We start from the raw sequence: 16,294 nt of genomic DNA, 5'->3' as shown, positions 1-16,294 counted from the left end.
CCCGAGGGCGGACACCGGCTTGCCCGTGTGTATTGAATGGCTGCGCTGGGCCATGGCTGCTCTGTGTCCTTGGCTGGGGGAATCGGTATTATACAGGCCCAGCAACCGGCCTTCCTGCTTGCCGGTTCCGCCTGTCCTGTGGTCACCACACCCCAGCATGCGGGGCCGCGGCACAGGCGTCAACTGACAGCCGGCCCCCGTATCCGCCGACAGGAGCCCCGCCCCATGACATCCGACGCCCGCCGTCAGGCCCTCCACGCCTGGGCTGCCGCACGCCACGACCTCGCCCCCGACGCCGTCCGCATGAGCGCGGTGGCCGACGACGCCAGCTTTCGTCGCTACTTCCGCCTGCATCTCGATGAGAGCGCCCCCGGCATGTCGCCCCGCATCCTGATGGATGCACCGCCGGAAAAGGAGGACAGCCATGGCTTCGTCGCCATCGCTCGCCAGTGGCGGGAGGCCGGCCTGCCCCTGCCCGAGGTCTTCGCCTTCGATGACGCCCGAGGCTTTCTGGAGCTTGAGGATCTCGGTGATACGCCACTGATGACGGCCCTGACCAGCACCGAACACGCCGACCACTACTATGGCGAGGCCATCGGCCTGCTCGAGCAGTTGCATGAACTGCCGCTGGCCGACCTGCCCGCCTATGACGATGCGCGCCTCAAGGCCGAGATGGACCTCTTCCCCGAATGGTGTCTGGGGCAGCTGCTCGACATGCCGCATGACCGCCGCTACGCCGCCTGGGAAACGCTCTGCGGACAGCTGCTGACGGCCGCGCGCGCGCAACCTCTCGTCACCGTGCACCGCGACTTCCATGCCCAGAACCTGTTCCTGCATGCCGATGCCGGCCAGTCGCGGGAGACGCTGTGGATCATCGATTTCCAGGATGCCGTCATCGGCCCCGAGAACTACGACCTGATCTCGCTGCTGCGTGACCGCCACTGGCGCTGGCCGGAGCCCGCCATGGCGCGCTGGATCGAACAGGCCCGCCTTGCCGCCCTGCCACGCTATGCCGCCGCTGGCCTGCCGGCCCCCAGCCCGCTCGCGTATCGTCAGAGCGTCGAGCGCATGGGGGTGCAGCGCAATCTCAAGATTCTCGGCATCTTCGCGCGTCTGACCCTGCGCGACGCCAAGCCACGCTATCTGACGCTGATGCCACGCTTCCTCGGCCATCTGCGTGAAGGTCTGGCCTTCTGCCCCGAACTGATCTCCTTCACCCACTGGCTGGATGAGGTGCTGACCCCGGCGCTGTCACTGCGCCTGGCCTCCGAGTGCGAGGCACGAGGCCTGCGACTGGCCAATGGCGAGACGCCGGAGATCAACCTCGACGACTACGATGAGCTGGCCGCTCTGGCCGATCGCGCGGCACGCCTGATGCGCAACGCCGAGGCACGTCAGACAGATGTCACGCAGGAGAAAGGCTGATGCGCGCGATGATTCTGGCCGCGGGCTTCGGGACTCGCATGCGTCCATTGACTGACCACACACCCAAGCCGCTGCTGAACGTCGCAGGACGCCCGCTGCTGGAGCATCACCTGCTCAGGCTGGAAGCCGCAGGCGTGGATGACATCGTCATCAACGTCGGCCATCTTGCGCAGAAGATCCTGGAGCATTTCGCCGCTGCTCGCTCTCCCTGCGGCTTGCTGCAGGCGCGCTGGCAGGGCCGCAGGCGCGAACTGACACTGACGTTCTCCCATGAGACGACGCCACTGGAGACCGGTGGCGGCATCGCACGCGCGCTGACACTGCCCGGCGCTCTGACGGCCGATGACGCCGACGAGACGCCCTTCCTGCTGATCAATGGCGATGTCTGGTGCGATGTGGATCTCGAGGCGCTGATGACCCAGGCACTGGCCAGCCAGACTCAGTGCCTGCCGCCAAGGCCGTTGGCGGGCCTGGTACTGGTGGACAACCCGCCACACCATCCGAGCGGCGACTTCCTGCTGATGCAGGATGGCGAAGTGTGCGACGGCCCCGTGAATGAAGCGGACGAGCGCATGGACAACGCAGACCGCCTGACCTTCTCCGGCGTGTCATGGCTGTCCCCACGCCTGATCCGGCGCGCCCTGCACGAGACGCCGGCTCTGCGAGAGGGTGATGGCGTGTTCAAGCTGGCACCGCTGCTGCGCGATGCCATGCAGCGCGGGGAGGCACGCGGACTGCATCACCGTGGCGAATGGATCGACGTCGGAACGCCGGCAAGACTGGACGAGCTGGACAGGCTGCTCAGCGATCGCCAGGCACATCCGGGGGCATGAGCTCGCAGGCATAAGCTCAGCGCCGGACGTTCCTCCGGCCGCGGGCGCGGCAATGCTATTCTGTGCGCCTTCGTGCGGTCCCGCCTGCGCACCGGTGCACCTCACTGACTCATTGATTCACCGAAGGGAGAGAATTCGTCATGGCAATGAACACCAGCATCAAGTGGACCGATGGTCGCCAGTTCCTCGCGGAATCCGGCAGCGGCCACAGCGTCGTCATGGATGGCAATCCGGAAAATGGCGGACGCAACACCGGCCCGCGCCCGATGGAGATGCTGCTGATGGGGCTGGGCGGCTGCACCAGCTTTGACGTCATCCAGATTCTCGAGAAGGCCCGCCAGCAGGTCACGGACTGCCGCGCAGACCTCACGGCCGAGCGCGCCGATGGCGTGCCCAGCGTCTTCACCAGCATTCACGTCAACTTCGTGGTCACGGGCTACAACCTCAAGGAAGCACAGGTAAAACGCGCCGTGGAGCTGTCCGCCGAAAAGTACTGCAGCGCGTCATTGATGCTCAGCGCCGGTGGCGTCGAGATCACGCACTCCTACGAAGTCATCGACAGCGCCGCCTGATCATCTCCCGGCACTCCCCCTCTGCCACCCGCCGCCATGAGCGATCTGACGGCGGGTGGCAGAGGGGGGACTCACGCCAGCGAGCGACGCTCGACGGGAATTGACGCTGGCGTGTCAGCCCTGCCTGTGCATAATACGCCCCTCAAACCGGTTGTCTTCCCGGTCGCTCCTCGGCCATCGGCCACGAAACGAGCGCCGCAGGACACCTTCTTCGGCCCGATGTTCACCCCTGGATGGCAACGCCACACGGGCGTGATAGAGGCATCGGATGTCATACCACCCTCCCATCTCAAGGAGGCCTGGACGTGAGCGATCAACTCCGCCTTCACGGGTTCAACAACCTCACCAGTTCGTTGAGCTTCAATATCTACGACATCTGCTACGCGCAGACCGAAGAACAGCGTACGGCGTATATCGATTATATCGATGAACTCTACAACGCCGAGCGCCTGACCCAGATACTCAAGGATGTCACCAACATCATCGGTGCCCACGTGCTGAACATCGCACGTCAGGACTACGAGCCGCATGGTGCCAGCGTGACCATCCTGATCGCCGAGCATGAGCTGGAAGAGACGGACCCCGCCCAGACGGAGCCGGGCCCGGGCCCGCTGCCCGAGACGGTCGTCGGCCATCTGGACAAGTCACACGTCACGGTGCACACCTACCCTGAGTCCCACCCGGACAACGGCATCAGCACCTTCCGTCTGGATATCGATGTCTCGACCTGTGGCATGATCAGCCCGCTGAAGGCGCTGAACTATCTGATCCACAGTTTCGACTCCGACATCGTGACCATGGATTACCGCGTGCGCGGCTTCACCCGCGACGTGGATGGCAAGAAGCTGTTCATCGATCACGACATCACCTCGATCCAGGATTACCTGGCGGAAGACACCAAGTGTGCCTACCAGATGGTCGATGTGAACGTGTATCAGGAAAACATGTTCCACACCAAGATGCTGCTCAAGGACTTCGAGCTGGACAACTACCTTTTCGGCACCTCGCGTCGCGAGCTGACCTTCGAGGAAGCCACCAACATCGAAAGCCGTCTGCGTCGCGAAATGCTCGAGATCTTCTACTCGCGCAACTTCGACTGAGCCGGGCACGCCTCGAGGCATGCAAAAGCCCCTGACACCTTTGGGTGTCAGGGGCTTTTTTCTGGCCCGACCACGACTCAACGCTTTCCGTCAGGCCCGGGGTCCGTCTTGCGTTGCGGCGCAGTGGTGCCGGCCTCGTCCAGACGCCGAGCCATCTCGTCATTGACCTCACGCTGGAGCGCCTCACGGCGCTGTTCGCGCTCCGCCAGCGACTCCCCCTGCATCACCGCCACTTCATCGAGCCGGGTGCGCAATTCACGCACCTCGGTCGTCAGCTCGCTGATCTGGTGATAGAGCGCGCGGGTCATGTCGCGCTGGGCACGCGCCGCGCGCGCCTCCTGCTCACTGTCATCCTCGATGAAGATCGAACTGATGTAGGCCGCGAAGCTCCCGAACAGCCCCACGCCTCCCACCATCAACAGCACGGCCACGACCCGCCCCAGGGTGGTGATGGGATAATAGTCCCCATAGCCGACGGTGGTCACCGTCACGACGGCCCACCACAGCGCCTCCTCGGCAGTGTTGATGGGGCTGTCGGGGTTGGGAGTCTCCACCATCAGCATGGTGAGTGCGCCGAAGACCACCAGCAGCACCGTGGCAGTGGCCGCAGAGGCGAACACCCCCTCGGCGCGATTGCGGAACAGCAGCTTCCAGATCATCTCCATCGACTTGATGGCGCGCAGCACTCGCAGTATCTGCACCACGCGAAACAGCCTCGCCCCCTGGAAGAGGCCTGCCGGAATACAGGCCAGCAGGTCGATCCAGCCCCACTTCATGTACTCGCGCTTGCTCTTCGCACTGGCGAACCGCTTGCAGAAATCGACGAAGAAGAACAGGCAGACCACGTAGTCCATGTACTGCAGCAGTCGCTGGACCGGAGGCGACAGTTCGAAGATCAGATCCACGACCATCGCACCGATGACATACAGTGACAGCACCAGAATGAACAGCTGAAAGGGCGTGACGCGTTCCTGCATCCGAGGATCTCCGTAAATGGGGCCCAGGAAAGCCTACCCCATCCTCGACGCCCTGACAGTGTGAAGACACCGCTGTCGTGCTTGCGATGATTCATGCGCCCGGTGATTCATGCGTCCGGTGATTCATGCGTTAGCCTCATGCGCCCGCGCTCATGACGTCTTGTCGCGCGACTCGTCGTCACTCGGGGGCTGGAAGGTAGACTGCTCGCTGATGTCTTCCCCACTGATGCGATTCAGAAGCTTGCGCAACTTGTGACGCTGGCGGCGTGATGACAGGCGATTGGAATCCCAGCGCTCCGGTACCAGCGCACATTCTCCATTGGCATCGTGCAGACGGAAGGCACGCTCGACGCCGATCGGGTGGTCTTCACTGCCATAGATGCCGATGATGCTCAGCGTCAGGCGCTGGAATTTCAGCTGCTCATTGCTGGGCCAGTGACCGTCGAGCGAGATGCCATTGCGGCGCGCCATGCGCTCGATGACTTCAGAGAACGTCCCGATATGCAGGAAGTCGCCCGAGCCCAGCGGCCCCTGGCGCGTGGTATCGGAGATACGCCATTCACTGCTGCTGGAAGCCTCCTTCGCGGACTGTTCGCTGTCGCCGTCCTGCTGATTGTCACTTTGCTCGTCACCTTCCTGATAGCTGCGTTCGAACTCGGTGACATCCATCAGCAGGCTGCCATGACTGGTATCTAGCCGGGCGATGATGTGCTCGATGAAGATCGATTCGGCACTCATGTTGCTGACGATGCACAGGCTGTCGATCCCCTTGGACTTGCCGCGATTGATCAGCACGCGCGGGCGCCGCTGGCGACGGAAGTTGTGATACAGCAGCTGTGCGTAGACCAGCCAGATGAAGAACGAGCCGATACTGGCAATCGCCGAGATGGTTTTCGAGTGATTCGCGATCCACTCCATCATGCTGACCTCCCCTGTCAACGTTGTCTGATGCACCCTTTCTTGGGGATGGCGACAGGGGATTGCGAGCATTGATATGGCGTTTAATCACGCCGCGCGAGTCATCGGGACAGGGAATGCCTGAGCCGGACACGAAATGTCTGAGTCAAGATCACTCCCCCAGCAAGGATTGCCAGATGGCGATGACACGCTCGCGGTGCATGGCGATGAGCGGCACCTGTTCGAGATTGATGAGGCTGCCACGCTTTTCCAGCGCGAGGCGGTGGCTGGTATTGCGATAGGCCAGATAGGCCTCGCGCAGTTCACTGGCCTGTTCACCCGGCAGGCGCCCACAGGCCTCCAGCGTCTCGAGCAGTCGCATGTTGTCACTCCATCTCAGAAGCTCCGGCTCCTGATGACTCATCGACAACACGCAGTACTGGGCCAGAAACTCGATATCGACGATGCCTCCCGCATCCTGCTTGAGGTGGAACTGGCCTGCATCCCGGTCCTTGGCGGAACTCCCCAGGTGATCCCGCATCTTGTGGCGCATGGCGACGACTTCCTTGCCCAGGGCATCGGTCTCTCGGGCCTGCCCCAGCACCTCCCGACGTGTCTGCTCAAACGCCAGCGCCAGCGCCGGATCCCCCGCCACGGCACGTGCCCGCACCAGCGCCTGATGCTCCCAGGTCCAGGCCTGGGAAAGCTGGTAATCACGGAAGGAAGCCAGGCTCGAGACCAGCAGTCCGGAGTTGCCGGAAGGCCGCAGGCGCATGTCGACTTCGTAGAGGGCACCGGCCGGAGTCACCGCGGTCAGCAGATGAATGATGCGCTGACCCAGCCGGGTGAAGAACAGCGGGTTGTCGAGGGGGCGCGGGCCATCCGTCTGGCCCTTGCTGGCGGCATCGTGCAGGAAGACCAGATCCAGATCCGAGCCATAGCCCAGCTCGATGCCCCCCAGCTTGCCGTAGCCGACGATCACGAAGCAGCCGCTCAGACTGTCCCCGGTGATCGGCTGGCCATCCCGCCCCAGCGGAAAGCCGTGCTTGCGGGTCAGGGTCTTCCAGGCCATCGCCAGCACCTGCTCGAGGATCACCTCGGCGATGAAGGTCAGATAATCGCTCACCTTCATCAGCGGGCGCGCCCCCGCGATGTCGGAGGCCGCGACGTGCAGCACCTGGGCGTGCCGGAAGACGCGCAGCGCCTCGAGCAACGCCTCTTCATCATCTTCGGGGATGCGTGACAGCGCGATGCGCAGCTCATCGGCCAGACGCACCTTGTCGGCGGGCGAGTAGAGATTGTGCGGGTGCAGCAGCTCGTCCAGCAGCACCGGATAGCGCGCCAGCTGCTCGGCAATCCAGGGGCTCGCCGCACACAGGCGCATCAACTGCGTCAGTGCATCAGGATTCTCGCGCAGCAGCGCCAGGTAGGCCGTGCGACGCAACACGGCCTCGATCAGCGGCAGCACACGCTCCAGCACGCGACTGGCATCATGCTCGCCGGGCTTTTCCGGATCGCCCGCCGCCGAGCCCAGCGCCTGCAGCAGTGAGGGCATCAAGGCATCCAGACGATCAAAACCGATGCGCTGCATCCCCTGCACTGCCCGTGAGCGACGCAGGCTGTTCAGGCGCCGCAGACTCTCGTCGGGCGCCTCGAATCCGCTTTCGGCGAGCAGCTCCCGACCCTCTTCCACCGTCAGCTCATCACGCCACAGGGCACGCCACTCATCGAGTGCCTGCTGCCCTTCGGGCGGTTCGGTTTCCTCGTCTTCCGGCGCGGCGATCACGTTGTCGAAGTGCAGCCGGATGCGAGCGCGCACCTCTTCGAGTCGCTCGGTGAGCGCCTCCCAGTCCGGCAGCTGCATCGCCAGCGCGAGACGCTCGCGCCCCAGCGGGTCCAGCGGCAATGTCTGGGTCTGGCGGTCGGCCTGCGCCTGCAGGGCATGCTCAAGATCACGCAGGAAGACGTAATCCGGCACCAGCTCATCCACGACCGCCTGTGGCAGCAGGCCAAGCTCGGGCAGTCGCGCGAAGGCTGTCTTGAGTGAGGTGGCCTGCAGTTCCGACTCGCGGCCACCGCGGATCAACTGGAAGGCCTGGGCGACGAATTCCACTTCGCGAATGCCACCGGACCCCAGCTTGATGTTGTCAGAGAGCCCGCGGCGCTTGACCTCGCGATTGATCATCCCCTTCATCTCGCGCAGGGATTCGATGGCGCCGAAGTCCAGATACTTGCGGTAGACGAAGGGTCGCAGATGCGCGATCAGTCGCTCGCCCGCGGTGATGCTGCCGGCCACTGGACGCGCCTTGAGCATCGCGTAGCGCTCCCATTCACGCCCCTGATCCTGGTAGTAGCTGGCCAGCATCGAGAAGCTGCCCACCAGTGGGCCGCCGTCCCCCAGCGGCCGCAGGCGCATGTCGACGCGGAACACGAAGCCATCGGCGGTCATCGCATCCAGCGCCGCGATCAACTTCTGGCCCAGCCGCGTGAAATATTCCTGGTGATCCAGCGACTTGCGCCCGCCCGTCGTCTCGCCCTTGTCGGGGAAGGCGAAGATCAAGTCGATATCGGAGGACAGGTTGAGCTCTCCGGCCCCCAGCTTGCCCATGCCGAGCACCACCAACCGCTGCGGCTCTCCGAAGCGATCCGCTGCCGGGCGGCCATAGCGCGGTTCAAGAAAGGCCTCCAGCCACCCCAGCGCACCTTCAAGCGAGACCTCGGCCAGTCGCGAGACCGCGCCCGCCGTGTCCCACATGCCCGTGCCATTGAGATCACGCCAGATGATGCCCAGCATGCGCAGCTGGCGGAAACGCCGCAGCACCTGCTGCATCGCCTTTTCATCCTCGGCGGCCGACAGCCCCTCCGTCAGCCGTACGCTCAATTCCCGTGGCGGCAAGGCGCGTTCAAGCTCGCCGCTCTCGATCAGTTCGGCCAGAAGCTCAGGGCGACGGCACAGGGTATCGAGAGCGAAGTCCGACAGCGTGACCAGACGGGCGAGCTCGAGACGTTGCTGCGCCCCCAGCGCCAGAAACGTCGCCACGGGCGAGCTGGCATCGCCGCGCATCTCGCTGAGGCTCCGGGCCTGCATCAGGCTCTCGTTCAGACGCTCCCGTGCGGCGCCGGCAGCCTCCTCCAGTGTCTGGCGACTGTGCTCGGATTGCTGGCCGAGCAGCGACTCCAGCGGCAGGAAGTCTGCCGGCAGCGGGAGATCCGCTGACGGGCGGGAAGAGTGGGGTGATGAGGCGGGGGCGTTGTCGGGCATGGTCGTCTCCTTCGATCCGACCTTCAGCATAACGGAGGCAGAGGGGACATGACACGGCCATGCCCCACAGGCGATATGCCCTATCCGAACAGCTTGTCGTAGAGCAGCGTGCCCCAGGTCAGGCCCGCGAAGATCAGACCGAGCATCACCGCTGCCGAGCCCATGTCCTTGGCGCGCCCGGACAGTTCATGAAACTCCGGGCCGATGCGATCGATCGCGCACTCCACCGCGGAATTGAGCAGCTCGACCATCAACACGATCAGGATGGAGCCGACCAGCAGCAGCCACTCGATGTGCGATTCCCCGATCCACCAGGCGAACGGCAAGAGTAGCGCGCACAGGATCAATTCCTGCCGGAAGGCTTCTTCATTGCGCCAGGCCGCCTTGAGCCCCTTGAGAGAGTAACGCGCGGAGTGCTTGAGGTGGGTCAGGCCGGTATGCCGTGATTTCATCTTCGGGTCTCGTGCAGACGCAGCACGGTGGCTGCAGAGGCCGATCTTTCAATCGGACGATGACGTTTACCAAAAACACGTCTCGGGGAGAGCTGCCAGCACACCGGCTGGCGACCTCGCAGCGCTAGCTGCGCGGTTTTCACGACCAAAGGCTACCCGAGACCTCATCACCGAGCATGCTCTAATACCGCCAGGCGCTCGATGACGGCGGCGATGATAGCAAAGCCCGCGATGTTGCGGCATTGCCGATACTGTCATCCAACAACAACAAGTCAACGCCCGGGAACTGCCCATGCCTTCCTCATCTCACGACACACGCCAGACACTCGGTCACGGACTGGCGCGCAACTTCCTCGGCCAATCGCCGCGCTGGTACAAGCAGTTGATGTGCCTGTTCCTGATCACCAATCCGCTGCTGCTGTGGTTCAGCGGCCCTCAGGGTGGGGTGATCGTCGGCTGGCTGTTGCTGGGCGAGTTCATCTTCACGCTGGCCATGGCGCTCAAGTGCTACCCGCTGCAACCCGGCGGCCTGCTGGCGATCGAGGCCGTCGCCATCGGCATGGCCTCCCCGGATGCCATCATGCAGGAGATGGAGCGCAATCTGCCGGTGATCCTGCTGTTGATGTTCATGGTGGCAGGCATCTACTTCATGAAGCCGTTGCTGCTCTATACCTTCACCAAGATCATTCTCGGCGTGCGCTCCAAGACCTGGCTGTCGCTGATGTTCTGTCTGGCCAGCGCCCTGCTGTCCGCCTTCCTGGATGCCTTGACCGTGACCGCGGTGATCATCGGTATCGCGGTGGGCTTCTACTCCGTCTATCACAAGGTGGCGTCAGGCAAGAATTTCGATACCCAGCATGATCACGCCAACGACATCAGTGTCGAGGCGATCCATAGCGAAGATCTCGAGGACTTCCGTGGTTTCCTGCGCTCGCTGTTGATGCATGGTGCCGTCGGTACCGCGCTGGGGGGCGTCAGCACCATGATCGGCGAGCCGCAGAATCTGGTGATCGCCAAGGCCGCCGAGTGGGATTTCCTGTCCTTCTTCCTGCAGATGGCCCCCGTCACCCTTCCCACCTTCTTCGCCGGACTTGCGCTGTGCGTGCTGCTGGAACGCGGCCGCTGGTTCGGCTATGGCCAACGCCTGCCTGCCAGCGTCCGCCGGATTCTCGAGGACTATGATCGCCACCAGGATGCGCGCCGCACCCCGCGCGAGCGCGCAGCGTTGATCGTGCAGGGGGTGGTGGCCATCCTGCTGGTCCTGTCACTGGCGCTGCATCTGGCCGAGGTCGGGCTGATCGGGCTGGCGGTGATCATCCTGTTGACCGCCGGCAACGGCATCACCGATGAGCATCAGATCGGACGCGCCTTCCAGGAAGCGCTGCCCTTCACGTCACTGCTGGTGGTGTTCTTCACCATCGTCGCCGTCATCCACGAGCAGCATCTGTTCCAGCCCTTCATCCAATGGGTGCTCAGTCTGCCGATGGAGGACCAGGCGGGGGCGCTGTTCCTCGCCAACGGACTGCTGTCCGCCATCTCGGACAATGTCTTCGTGGCGACGGTATACATCACTCAGGTAAAGAACGAGTACCTGGCGGGCAACATCAGTCGTGAGCATTTCCATGCGCTGGCGGTGGCGGTCAACACCGGCACCAACCTGCCAAGCGTGGCGACCCCCAATGGTCAGGCGGCGTTCCTGTTCCTGCTCACCTCGGCCATCGCCCCGCTGGTCCGGCTGTCCTACGGGCGCATGGTATGGATGGCGCTGCCCTATACCGTGCTGATGACCCTGGTCGGCCTGGCCACCGTGCGCAGCTTCATCTGATCAGCGGCCCCGGTTGCGTCAGTCTCATCCCAATGTCGAGGTCTCGGGACTTCCCCGCGGCGTCGCTTGCAGGCACTGTGAGACCGAGCGTCTCACGCCAGACGCCCTGACACCTTCACGCAGGAAGAGCGCCAACACCAACGCCAATCACGAGGAGACTGCCATGTCCCGCGCACTGATGCTGCACGACGAGACCCCACGCGCCCGAGTCGTCGAACTCTCCGATGATCAGCTACCCGACCTGCCTGTCACGGTGGCCATCGAGCGTTCCGGCCTCAATTACAAGGATGCGCTGGCCATCACCGGCCGTGGCAAGATCGTGCGCGAGCTGCCCTTCGTGCCGGGCATCGATTTCGCGGGACGTGTCGAGGCCTCCGATTCGCCGGACTTCCAGCCAGGCGACGAGGTCATCCTGACCGGCTGGGGCGTGGGCGAGCGTCATTGGGGCGGACTGGCCGAGCGCATGCGCGTCAAGCCCGAGTGGCTGGTCAAGCGCCCCGCGAACCTGAGCGCCGAACAGGCCATGGCCTTCGGCACGGCGGGCCTGACTGCCATGCTGTGCGTGATGCGTCTCGAAGAGGCCGGCCTGACGCCCCAGCAAGGCCCGGTGATCGTCACCGGTGCCACTGGCGGGGTCGGCAGCTGGGCAGTGCAGATGCTGGCCGAGCAGGGCTTCGAGGTCCACGCGGTCAGCGGCAAGGCCGAGCAGCGTGAGTGGCTCGAGTCACTGGGTGCGAGCGAGGTCCATCTGCGCAGCGATTTCGAGGAGAAGGGCCGTCCGCTGGAGAAGAGCCGCTGGGCCGGTGCCGTGGATACCGCCGGTGGCCAGGTACTGGCCAACCTGCTGGCGCAGATGCATTACGATGGCAAGGTGGCGGCCGTGGGACTCGCGGCGGGCGCCGACCTGCCCACCAGCGTGATGCCATTCATCCTGCGCGGCGTCTCATTGCTTGGCGTCGACAGCGTGATGATCAATGCCGAGCGTCGCCAGCAGGTGTGGCAACGCCTGGCCGAGGTCTCCAGCGAGCTGCACGCGCGGATGCAGCTGGAGACGGTGGGACTGGATGACATCGCGGCACGTGCCGAGGCCATGATCGACGGCAACATCAGTGGCCGCGTACTGCTGGATCCCGCCCGCTGACATGCCGGCGCGCACCACGAATCGCAGCCGATCACGGAAAAAATGCGTCATTGCCTCGAAAATTGCGCCAAGTCATTGATTGTTGCGGTGCAATACGCTGTTTGAGGTTAGCCAAGGCGGCCTCACGACGCTATGCTCTAGGCATCTCGTTACGCCCTGTCGAGCGTCCCGAGTGCCCTCCCCTCAGCCATGCCGGGCGTGTGGAGGATCACCCCGCCTTCGGGCGGGGTTTTTTGTGCCTGTCACACAGGCCATGAAGACGAAAGCCCCCGCCAGCTGGCGGGGGCTTTCGTGTCATGCAGTCACGGCCGATGGATCAATTGCGCTCGATCATCGCGGTCAGGTCCTCCGCGACCGGATCCAGCACCTGCGGCCAGGAAAGATACGGCACGGCGGCACGCCCGTTGACCATCACGGCAAAGGCTCCCCAGCGGCCTGTCTGGGTGCGGAAGTAGCCCGAGATTGCGCGCACCGGCACAGGATTGTTGAGCGTTCCCGTCTTGACCATCACGTGATTGCGGAAGGTCTCGCTGCCGCGCCGAATGAAGCGCATCGGACCATTGGCCGGTGCCTGAAGCCCAGCAACGAAAGTGGGGAACAGGGCCGGACGGTGGTACATGCTGTCGAGCAACGCGATCAGACCATTGACGCTGGTACGGTTCTGCGAGGTCAGACCACTGCCTGAATACAGCGTCAGCGGGCCGTGACCCGGGATCGCGCTGGCGAAGGTCTCAAGCTTGGCGCCTCCCTGACGCAGCGTGGCCTGACTGCCACCGACCAGTGCCAATGTCAGCTGGTCGGCCATGAAGTTGTTGGAGTAGTTGAGCATCCGCGTCAACAGCTCCTGCATCGGCTTGCCCTCGACACTCCCCAGCTGTACCGCACTGGAAGGCGGCGCCGTGGTGGTGGTGTCCACGCCGCCCGTGACCGCGATGCCGGCACGCGCCAGCATGTCGCGCATCAGCTCGCCGGTATACAGCGCCGGATTGGACACGGCACGGTAGATGCTGCGCGGCTGGCTGTCGGCGGCGATGGTGCCACTGACGACCAACGTATCGCGCCCGTTGCTGGTGGTACGCCGCGCATTGAGGGCATTCTTTCCGCCGGCCGCGACGGTGGTGACCTGATTGTCGAAGATCTCGGTGGGCTGGGTCGTGTCACAGCTGGCAAGTCGCGCCGGCGCCTGACTGCCCGCCCCCGGCATCACCTTCACGCACCAGCTGGCATAGTTGCTGGCCGCTGACGACAGCAGCGCATCATAGGCGTTGCTCGAGCGACGCGAGGCATTGCAGCGATCGGTACTGATGCATGGCACCGGCCCGAAACGCCACTGACTGACCAGCAGGCGTCCCTCGATGCGCCGGATGCCTCTGAAGCGCAGCTCTTCGGTCAGGCGCCACAGTTCTTCACTGGTCAATGCCGGGTCACCACTGCCCTCGAGCACCAGATCGCCGGTCAACACGCCGTCATTGATCGAGCCCGTGCTGCGCAGACGTGTGGAGAAGCGATACTGCGGCCCGAAACGGTCCAGCGCCGCGCCAGCGATATAGAGCTTGGACAACGATGCGGGCGTCAATTGCAGGCCGGGATCGACCGAGGCCAGCGTCTCGCCGGTGTCCAGCATGCGAGCCTGGGCACTGACGATGAAGCCCTTGTCAGCCAGGCGAGTGAGGTTGTCGAACCCGGCTGCCTGCGCCGGCCCGGTCGCCACCAGGGTAGCGCCGGCGGCGATGGCCAGTCCGCGCAGCGAGCGCGTGAAGCGCAGCGGCATTCCCGACACCGCGGGGTGTGCCGCTGCCTTGAACGGGCGAAGCAGTGAAGAGAGCAACGTGGGCAGCAACGCAGGTCGCGCAGAGGTTGGTGCAGTGCGAAGTAGAGGCATGAGGCATCCAGTGACGTCGTCGGTGAGCATCCATGTCACAGCCGGATTGGCGCCGTGATGCCTCTAGCTTAATGAGGAGTGGCGCTGGAAAACAGATGCAGGACGGCAACTCCCCCCACGATCATCGCCAGACCCAGGATCGCCGGCAGGTCCGGCATCTCGCGATAGACCACCGCGCCGAACAGGGTGACCAGCACGATCCCCAGTCCAGACCACACCGCATAGGTGACGCCCAGCGGCAGGTCCCGCAGCACCAGCGTCAGAAGATAGAAGGCGATGCCGTACCCCACCACCACGATCAGGCTGGGGCCGAGTCGCGAAAAGGACTCGGAGGCCTTGAGCGCACTGGTCGCGATGACCTCTGCCAGTATTGCCAGCGCCAGAAAGACATAACTCATCGACTCACCTCATGGAATGTGGTGACGGGTGCTTCCGCTCACGGGCAGCCTTGCGTGCCAGCAGGCGGGTCATGACCGCGTCGAACAGTGGATTGAAGATCATGGCCCAGACAAGGAAGAAGGCCACGAAACCAAGGTCCAGCAACAGTGCCTGCCATAGCCCGATCTCCAGCCAGGCCGCGACGAGGAAGACCGTCACCAGCACCAGCCCCAGCTCGAAGCCGAGTGCCTGGGTGATGCGCTGAAGCATATTGCGCTGGCGAGTCGGTACCCAGCGGTCGAACATCCAGTTCCAGACCGTACTCCAGATCACGGCCAGCGTGGACATCACCACGGCCAGGCTCCCCATGCTCGCCAGATCATGCCCCGTCAACATGGCGGACAGCGGGGCCACGATCAGAATGCCGCCCAGCTCCAGCAACCCAGCTTGTGCCAATCGCTCTTTGTTGGAACGCATCACCGAGACTCCTGCTCAGACTTCGCACATGATGCCGTGCGGCTGTGCGAGGTGGATATGTCAGGCATTCTAGAGGTCATGGAGATGGATGAAAGTTAGTATCCATCTAGTATTCAGATGGATCGAGGCAAGAGGCAAGGCAATGAACTGGACACTGGAACAGCTGACGACGCTGCGTTGCGTGGCGGAAACGGGGTCTTTCTCTGCCGCGGCACGTCGTCTGGGCCGTGCGCAGTCCGCCGTCAGCACCGCCATCGCCAATCTGGAGATGGACCTGGGCTGCGAACTGTTCGATCGCACCCCGCGTACCCCCATCCTGACACCTGCAGGCAAGGCACTGCTGCACGAAGCCAATAGCGTACTGGTGCAATGCCAACGCCTGGAGGCCCGTGCACGCACCCTCAGCGAGGGCCTGGAAGCCAGCCTGACTTTGGCGATCGATGAAGCGCTGGTGGAGATGCCACCCGTGATGGAAGTACTGGAAAAGATGGCGGTGCAGTATCCGACACTGACACTGAATCTGCTCAATGGGGCTCAGGATGAAGTGGCGCGCTGGGTGGAGCAGCACGAGGCCAACCTCGGCATCCTGTTCTGCCAGCCGCTCTGCGCCATGGCACTGGAGCGGGAGGCTCTGGGACGACTGGAGCAGGTGCTGATCGTCGCCCGCGACCATCCCCTGGCACAGCTCGAGAGCCCGACCCACAGCGATCTGGCGGATCACCGTCAATTGATGATCGGTCAGCGTCAGCAGCTGGGCCCCGGCCAGGAAGCTCCTCGTTCACAGCGTTTCTGGCAGCTCAACAGCTTCTATGCCATGGCGGAACTGACGACACGTGGCCTGGGCTGGGCACAGGTGCCACGCCACATCGCCCATTACCCGCCCTTCCAGAAGCGGCTGGCGATACTGGACCTGAGTGCACTGGGCGCCACCGCCGATATCGATATCGAATTGATCTCGCGACGTGACAGCCCCCGCGGCCCTGCCGCCAGCTGGCTGCGCCAATCACTGCGCGACACCTTCCGTGACAGTCACGCCGCCATCGCCAACCAGAACCTGCCGCCGGCATGACACG

General features: G+C 63.9%; 14 protein-coding genes. 7 read left to right on the top strand and 7 right to left on the bottom strand.

Annotation, left to right across the window (positions count from 1 at the left end; translation table 11 throughout):
• Nucleotides 1-225: 225 nt before the first annotated feature.
• The 4 genes from BFX80_RS02140 to speD all read left to right on the top strand — a co-directional run bounded on the left by BFX80_RS02140 (nucleotide 226) and on the right by speD (nucleotide 3,930).
• Nucleotides 226-1,425, top strand: coding sequence for an aminoglycoside phosphotransferase family protein (locus BFX80_RS02140; RefSeq protein ID WP_084207859.1), 1,200 nt, complete (start codon nucleotides 226-228; stop codon nucleotides 1,423-1,425).
• Nucleotides 1,425-2,258, top strand: a complete 834-nt coding sequence (locus tag BFX80_RS02135) for a nucleotidyltransferase family protein (RefSeq protein ID WP_084207858.1) — start codon at nucleotides 1,425-1,427, stop codon at nucleotides 2,256-2,258. The genes BFX80_RS02140 and BFX80_RS02135 overlap by 1 nt, the downstream gene beginning before the upstream one ends.
• A 146-nt stretch (nucleotides 2,259-2,404) precedes the next feature.
• Entirely contained in the window at nucleotides 2,405-2,830 is a 426-nt protein-coding gene (locus BFX80_RS02130) for an OsmC family protein (RefSeq protein WP_077378074.1), read from the top strand.
• Between the two features lie 305 nt (nucleotides 2,831-3,135).
• Entirely contained in the window at nucleotides 3,136-3,930 is a 795-nt protein-coding gene (gene speD / locus BFX80_RS02125) for an adenosylmethionine decarboxylase (protein WP_077378071.1), read from the top strand.
• Between the two features lie 77 nt (nucleotides 3,931-4,007).
• Here speD and BFX80_RS18180 read toward each other — a convergent pair whose 3' ends face one another.
• From BFX80_RS18180 to BFX80_RS02105, 4 genes are all read right to left on the bottom strand, one after another.
• Nucleotides 4,008-4,907 carry an ion transporter gene (locus tag BFX80_RS18180; protein ID WP_077378068.1) on the bottom strand — a complete coding sequence of 300 codons (900 nt, stop codon included), beginning with the start codon at nucleotides 4,905-4,907 and terminating at the stop codon, nucleotides 4,008-4,010.
• 150 nt (nucleotides 4,908-5,057) lie between these two features.
• Nucleotides 5,058-5,828 (bottom strand): hypothetical protein, encoded by a 771-nt coding sequence (locus BFX80_RS02115; protein ID WP_077378065.1) that lies wholly within the window; start codon nucleotides 5,826-5,828, stop codon nucleotides 5,058-5,060.
• Nucleotides 5,829-5,976: 148 nt separating this feature from the next.
• Nucleotides 5,977-9,066, bottom strand: coding sequence for a bifunctional [glutamate--ammonia ligase]-adenylyl-L-tyrosine phosphorylase/[glutamate--ammonia-ligase] adenylyltransferase (gene glnE / locus BFX80_RS02110; RefSeq protein WP_084207857.1), 3,090 nt, complete (start codon nucleotides 9,064-9,066; stop codon nucleotides 5,977-5,979).
• Nucleotides 9,067-9,146: 80 nt separating this feature from the next.
• Nucleotides 9,147-9,518 carry a diacylglycerol kinase gene (locus BFX80_RS02105; protein WP_077378057.1) on the bottom strand — a complete coding sequence of 124 codons (372 nt, stop codon included), beginning with the start codon at nucleotides 9,516-9,518 and terminating at the stop codon, nucleotides 9,147-9,149.
• Between the two features lie 292 nt (nucleotides 9,519-9,810).
• Here BFX80_RS02105 and nhaB point away from each other — a divergent pair, with 292 nt between their 5' ends.
• Both nhaB and BFX80_RS02095 read left to right on the top strand, forming a co-directional pair.
• The gene (nhaB, locus tag BFX80_RS02100) at nucleotides 9,811-11,343 is read left to right on the top strand and encodes a sodium/proton antiporter NhaB (protein ID WP_077378054.1); all 1,533 of its coding nucleotides are present in this window, start codon (nucleotides 9,811-9,813) and stop codon (nucleotides 11,341-11,343) included.
• Nucleotides 11,344-11,506: 163 nt separating this feature from the next.
• Nucleotides 11,507-12,484 (top strand): MDR family oxidoreductase, encoded by a 978-nt coding sequence (locus BFX80_RS02095; protein ID WP_077378051.1) that lies wholly within the window; start codon nucleotides 11,507-11,509, stop codon nucleotides 12,482-12,484.
• Nucleotides 12,485-12,800: 316 nt separating this feature from the next.
• On the opposite strand, the gene dacB is transcribed toward BFX80_RS02095, so the two are convergent.
• The 3 genes from dacB to BFX80_RS02080 all read right to left on the bottom strand — a co-directional run bounded on the left by dacB (nucleotide 12,801) and on the right by BFX80_RS02080 (nucleotide 15,221).
• Nucleotides 12,801-14,255 carry a D-alanyl-D-alanine carboxypeptidase/D-alanyl-D-alanine endopeptidase gene (gene dacB / locus BFX80_RS02090; protein WP_084207856.1) on the bottom strand — a complete coding sequence of 485 codons (1,455 nt, stop codon included), beginning with the start codon at nucleotides 14,253-14,255 and terminating at the stop codon, nucleotides 12,801-12,803.
• Nucleotides 14,256-14,434: 179 nt separating this feature from the next.
• Nucleotides 14,435-14,764 carry a DMT family transporter gene (locus tag BFX80_RS02085; RefSeq protein WP_077378046.1) on the bottom strand — a complete coding sequence of 110 codons (330 nt, stop codon included), beginning with the start codon at nucleotides 14,762-14,764 and terminating at the stop codon, nucleotides 14,435-14,437.
• Nucleotides 14,765-14,768: 4 nt separating this feature from the next.
• Complete coding sequence (locus BFX80_RS02080; RefSeq protein ID WP_077378043.1) at nucleotides 14,769-15,221, bottom strand: PACE efflux transporter; 453 nt, start codon at nucleotides 15,219-15,221, stop codon at nucleotides 14,769-14,771.
• 142 nt (nucleotides 15,222-15,363) lie between these two features.
• On the opposite strand from BFX80_RS02080, the gene BFX80_RS02075 reads away from it, so the two are divergent.
• The gene (locus BFX80_RS02075; RefSeq protein ID WP_084207855.1) at nucleotides 15,364-16,290 is read left to right on the top strand and encodes a LysR family transcriptional regulator; all 927 of its coding nucleotides are present in this window, start codon (nucleotides 15,364-15,366) and stop codon (nucleotides 16,288-16,290) included.
• Nucleotides 16,291-16,294: the final 4 nt, after the last annotated feature.

Origin of the sequence: Cobetia marina, from assembly GCF_001720485.1 — a bacterium.
Taxonomy (GTDB): Bacteria; Pseudomonadota; Gammaproteobacteria; order Pseudomonadales; family Halomonadaceae; genus Cobetia; species Cobetia marina.
This window is presented reverse-complemented; position numbering and strand designations above follow the sequence as displayed.

Excerpts from the sequence above, each read along its gene's own strand:
- BFX80_RS02140 (WP_084207859.1), top strand. The coding sequence starts at position 226 with ATGACATCCGACGCCCGCCGTCAGGCCCTCCACGCCTGGGCTGCCGCA.
- BFX80_RS02095 (WP_077378051.1), top strand. The coding sequence starts at position 11,507 with ATGTCCCGCGCACTGATGCTGCACGACGAGACCCCACGCGCCCGAGTC.
- nhaB (WP_077378054.1), top strand. The coding sequence starts at position 9,811 with ATGCCTTCCTCATCTCACGACACACGCCAGACACTCGGTCACGGACTG.
- BFX80_RS02085 (WP_077378046.1), bottom strand. The coding sequence starts at position 14,764 with ATGAGTTATGTCTTTCTGGCGCTGGCAATACTGGCAGAGGTCATCGCG.
- BFX80_RS02135 (WP_084207858.1), top strand. The coding sequence starts at position 1,425 with ATGCGCGCGATGATTCTGGCCGCGGGCTTCGGGACTCGCATGCGTCCA.
- BFX80_RS18180 (WP_077378068.1), bottom strand. The coding sequence starts at position 4,907 with ATGCAGGAACGCGTCACGCCCTTTCAGCTGTTCATTCTGGTGCTGTCA.
- BFX80_RS02080 (WP_077378043.1), bottom strand. The coding sequence starts at position 15,221 with ATGCGTTCCAACAAAGAGCGATTGGCACAAGCTGGGTTGCTGGAGCTG.
- dacB (WP_084207856.1), bottom strand. The coding sequence starts at position 14,255 with ATGCCGCTGCGCTTCACGCGCTCGCTGCGCGGACTGGCCATCGCCGCC.
- BFX80_RS02075 (WP_084207855.1), top strand. The coding sequence starts at position 15,364 with ATGAACTGGACACTGGAACAGCTGACGACGCTGCGTTGCGTGGCGGAA.
- glnE (WP_084207857.1), bottom strand. The coding sequence starts at position 9,066 with ATGCCCGACAACGCCCCCGCCTCATCACCCCACTCTTCCCGCCCGTCA.
- BFX80_RS02130 (WP_077378074.1), top strand. The coding sequence starts at position 2,405 with ATGAACACCAGCATCAAGTGGACCGATGGTCGCCAGTTCCTCGCGGAA.
- BFX80_RS02105 (WP_077378057.1), bottom strand. The coding sequence starts at position 9,518 with ATGAAATCACGGCATACCGGCCTGACCCACCTCAAGCACTCCGCGCGT.
- BFX80_RS02115 (WP_077378065.1), bottom strand. The coding sequence starts at position 5,828 with ATGATGGAGTGGATCGCGAATCACTCGAAAACCATCTCGGCGATTGCC.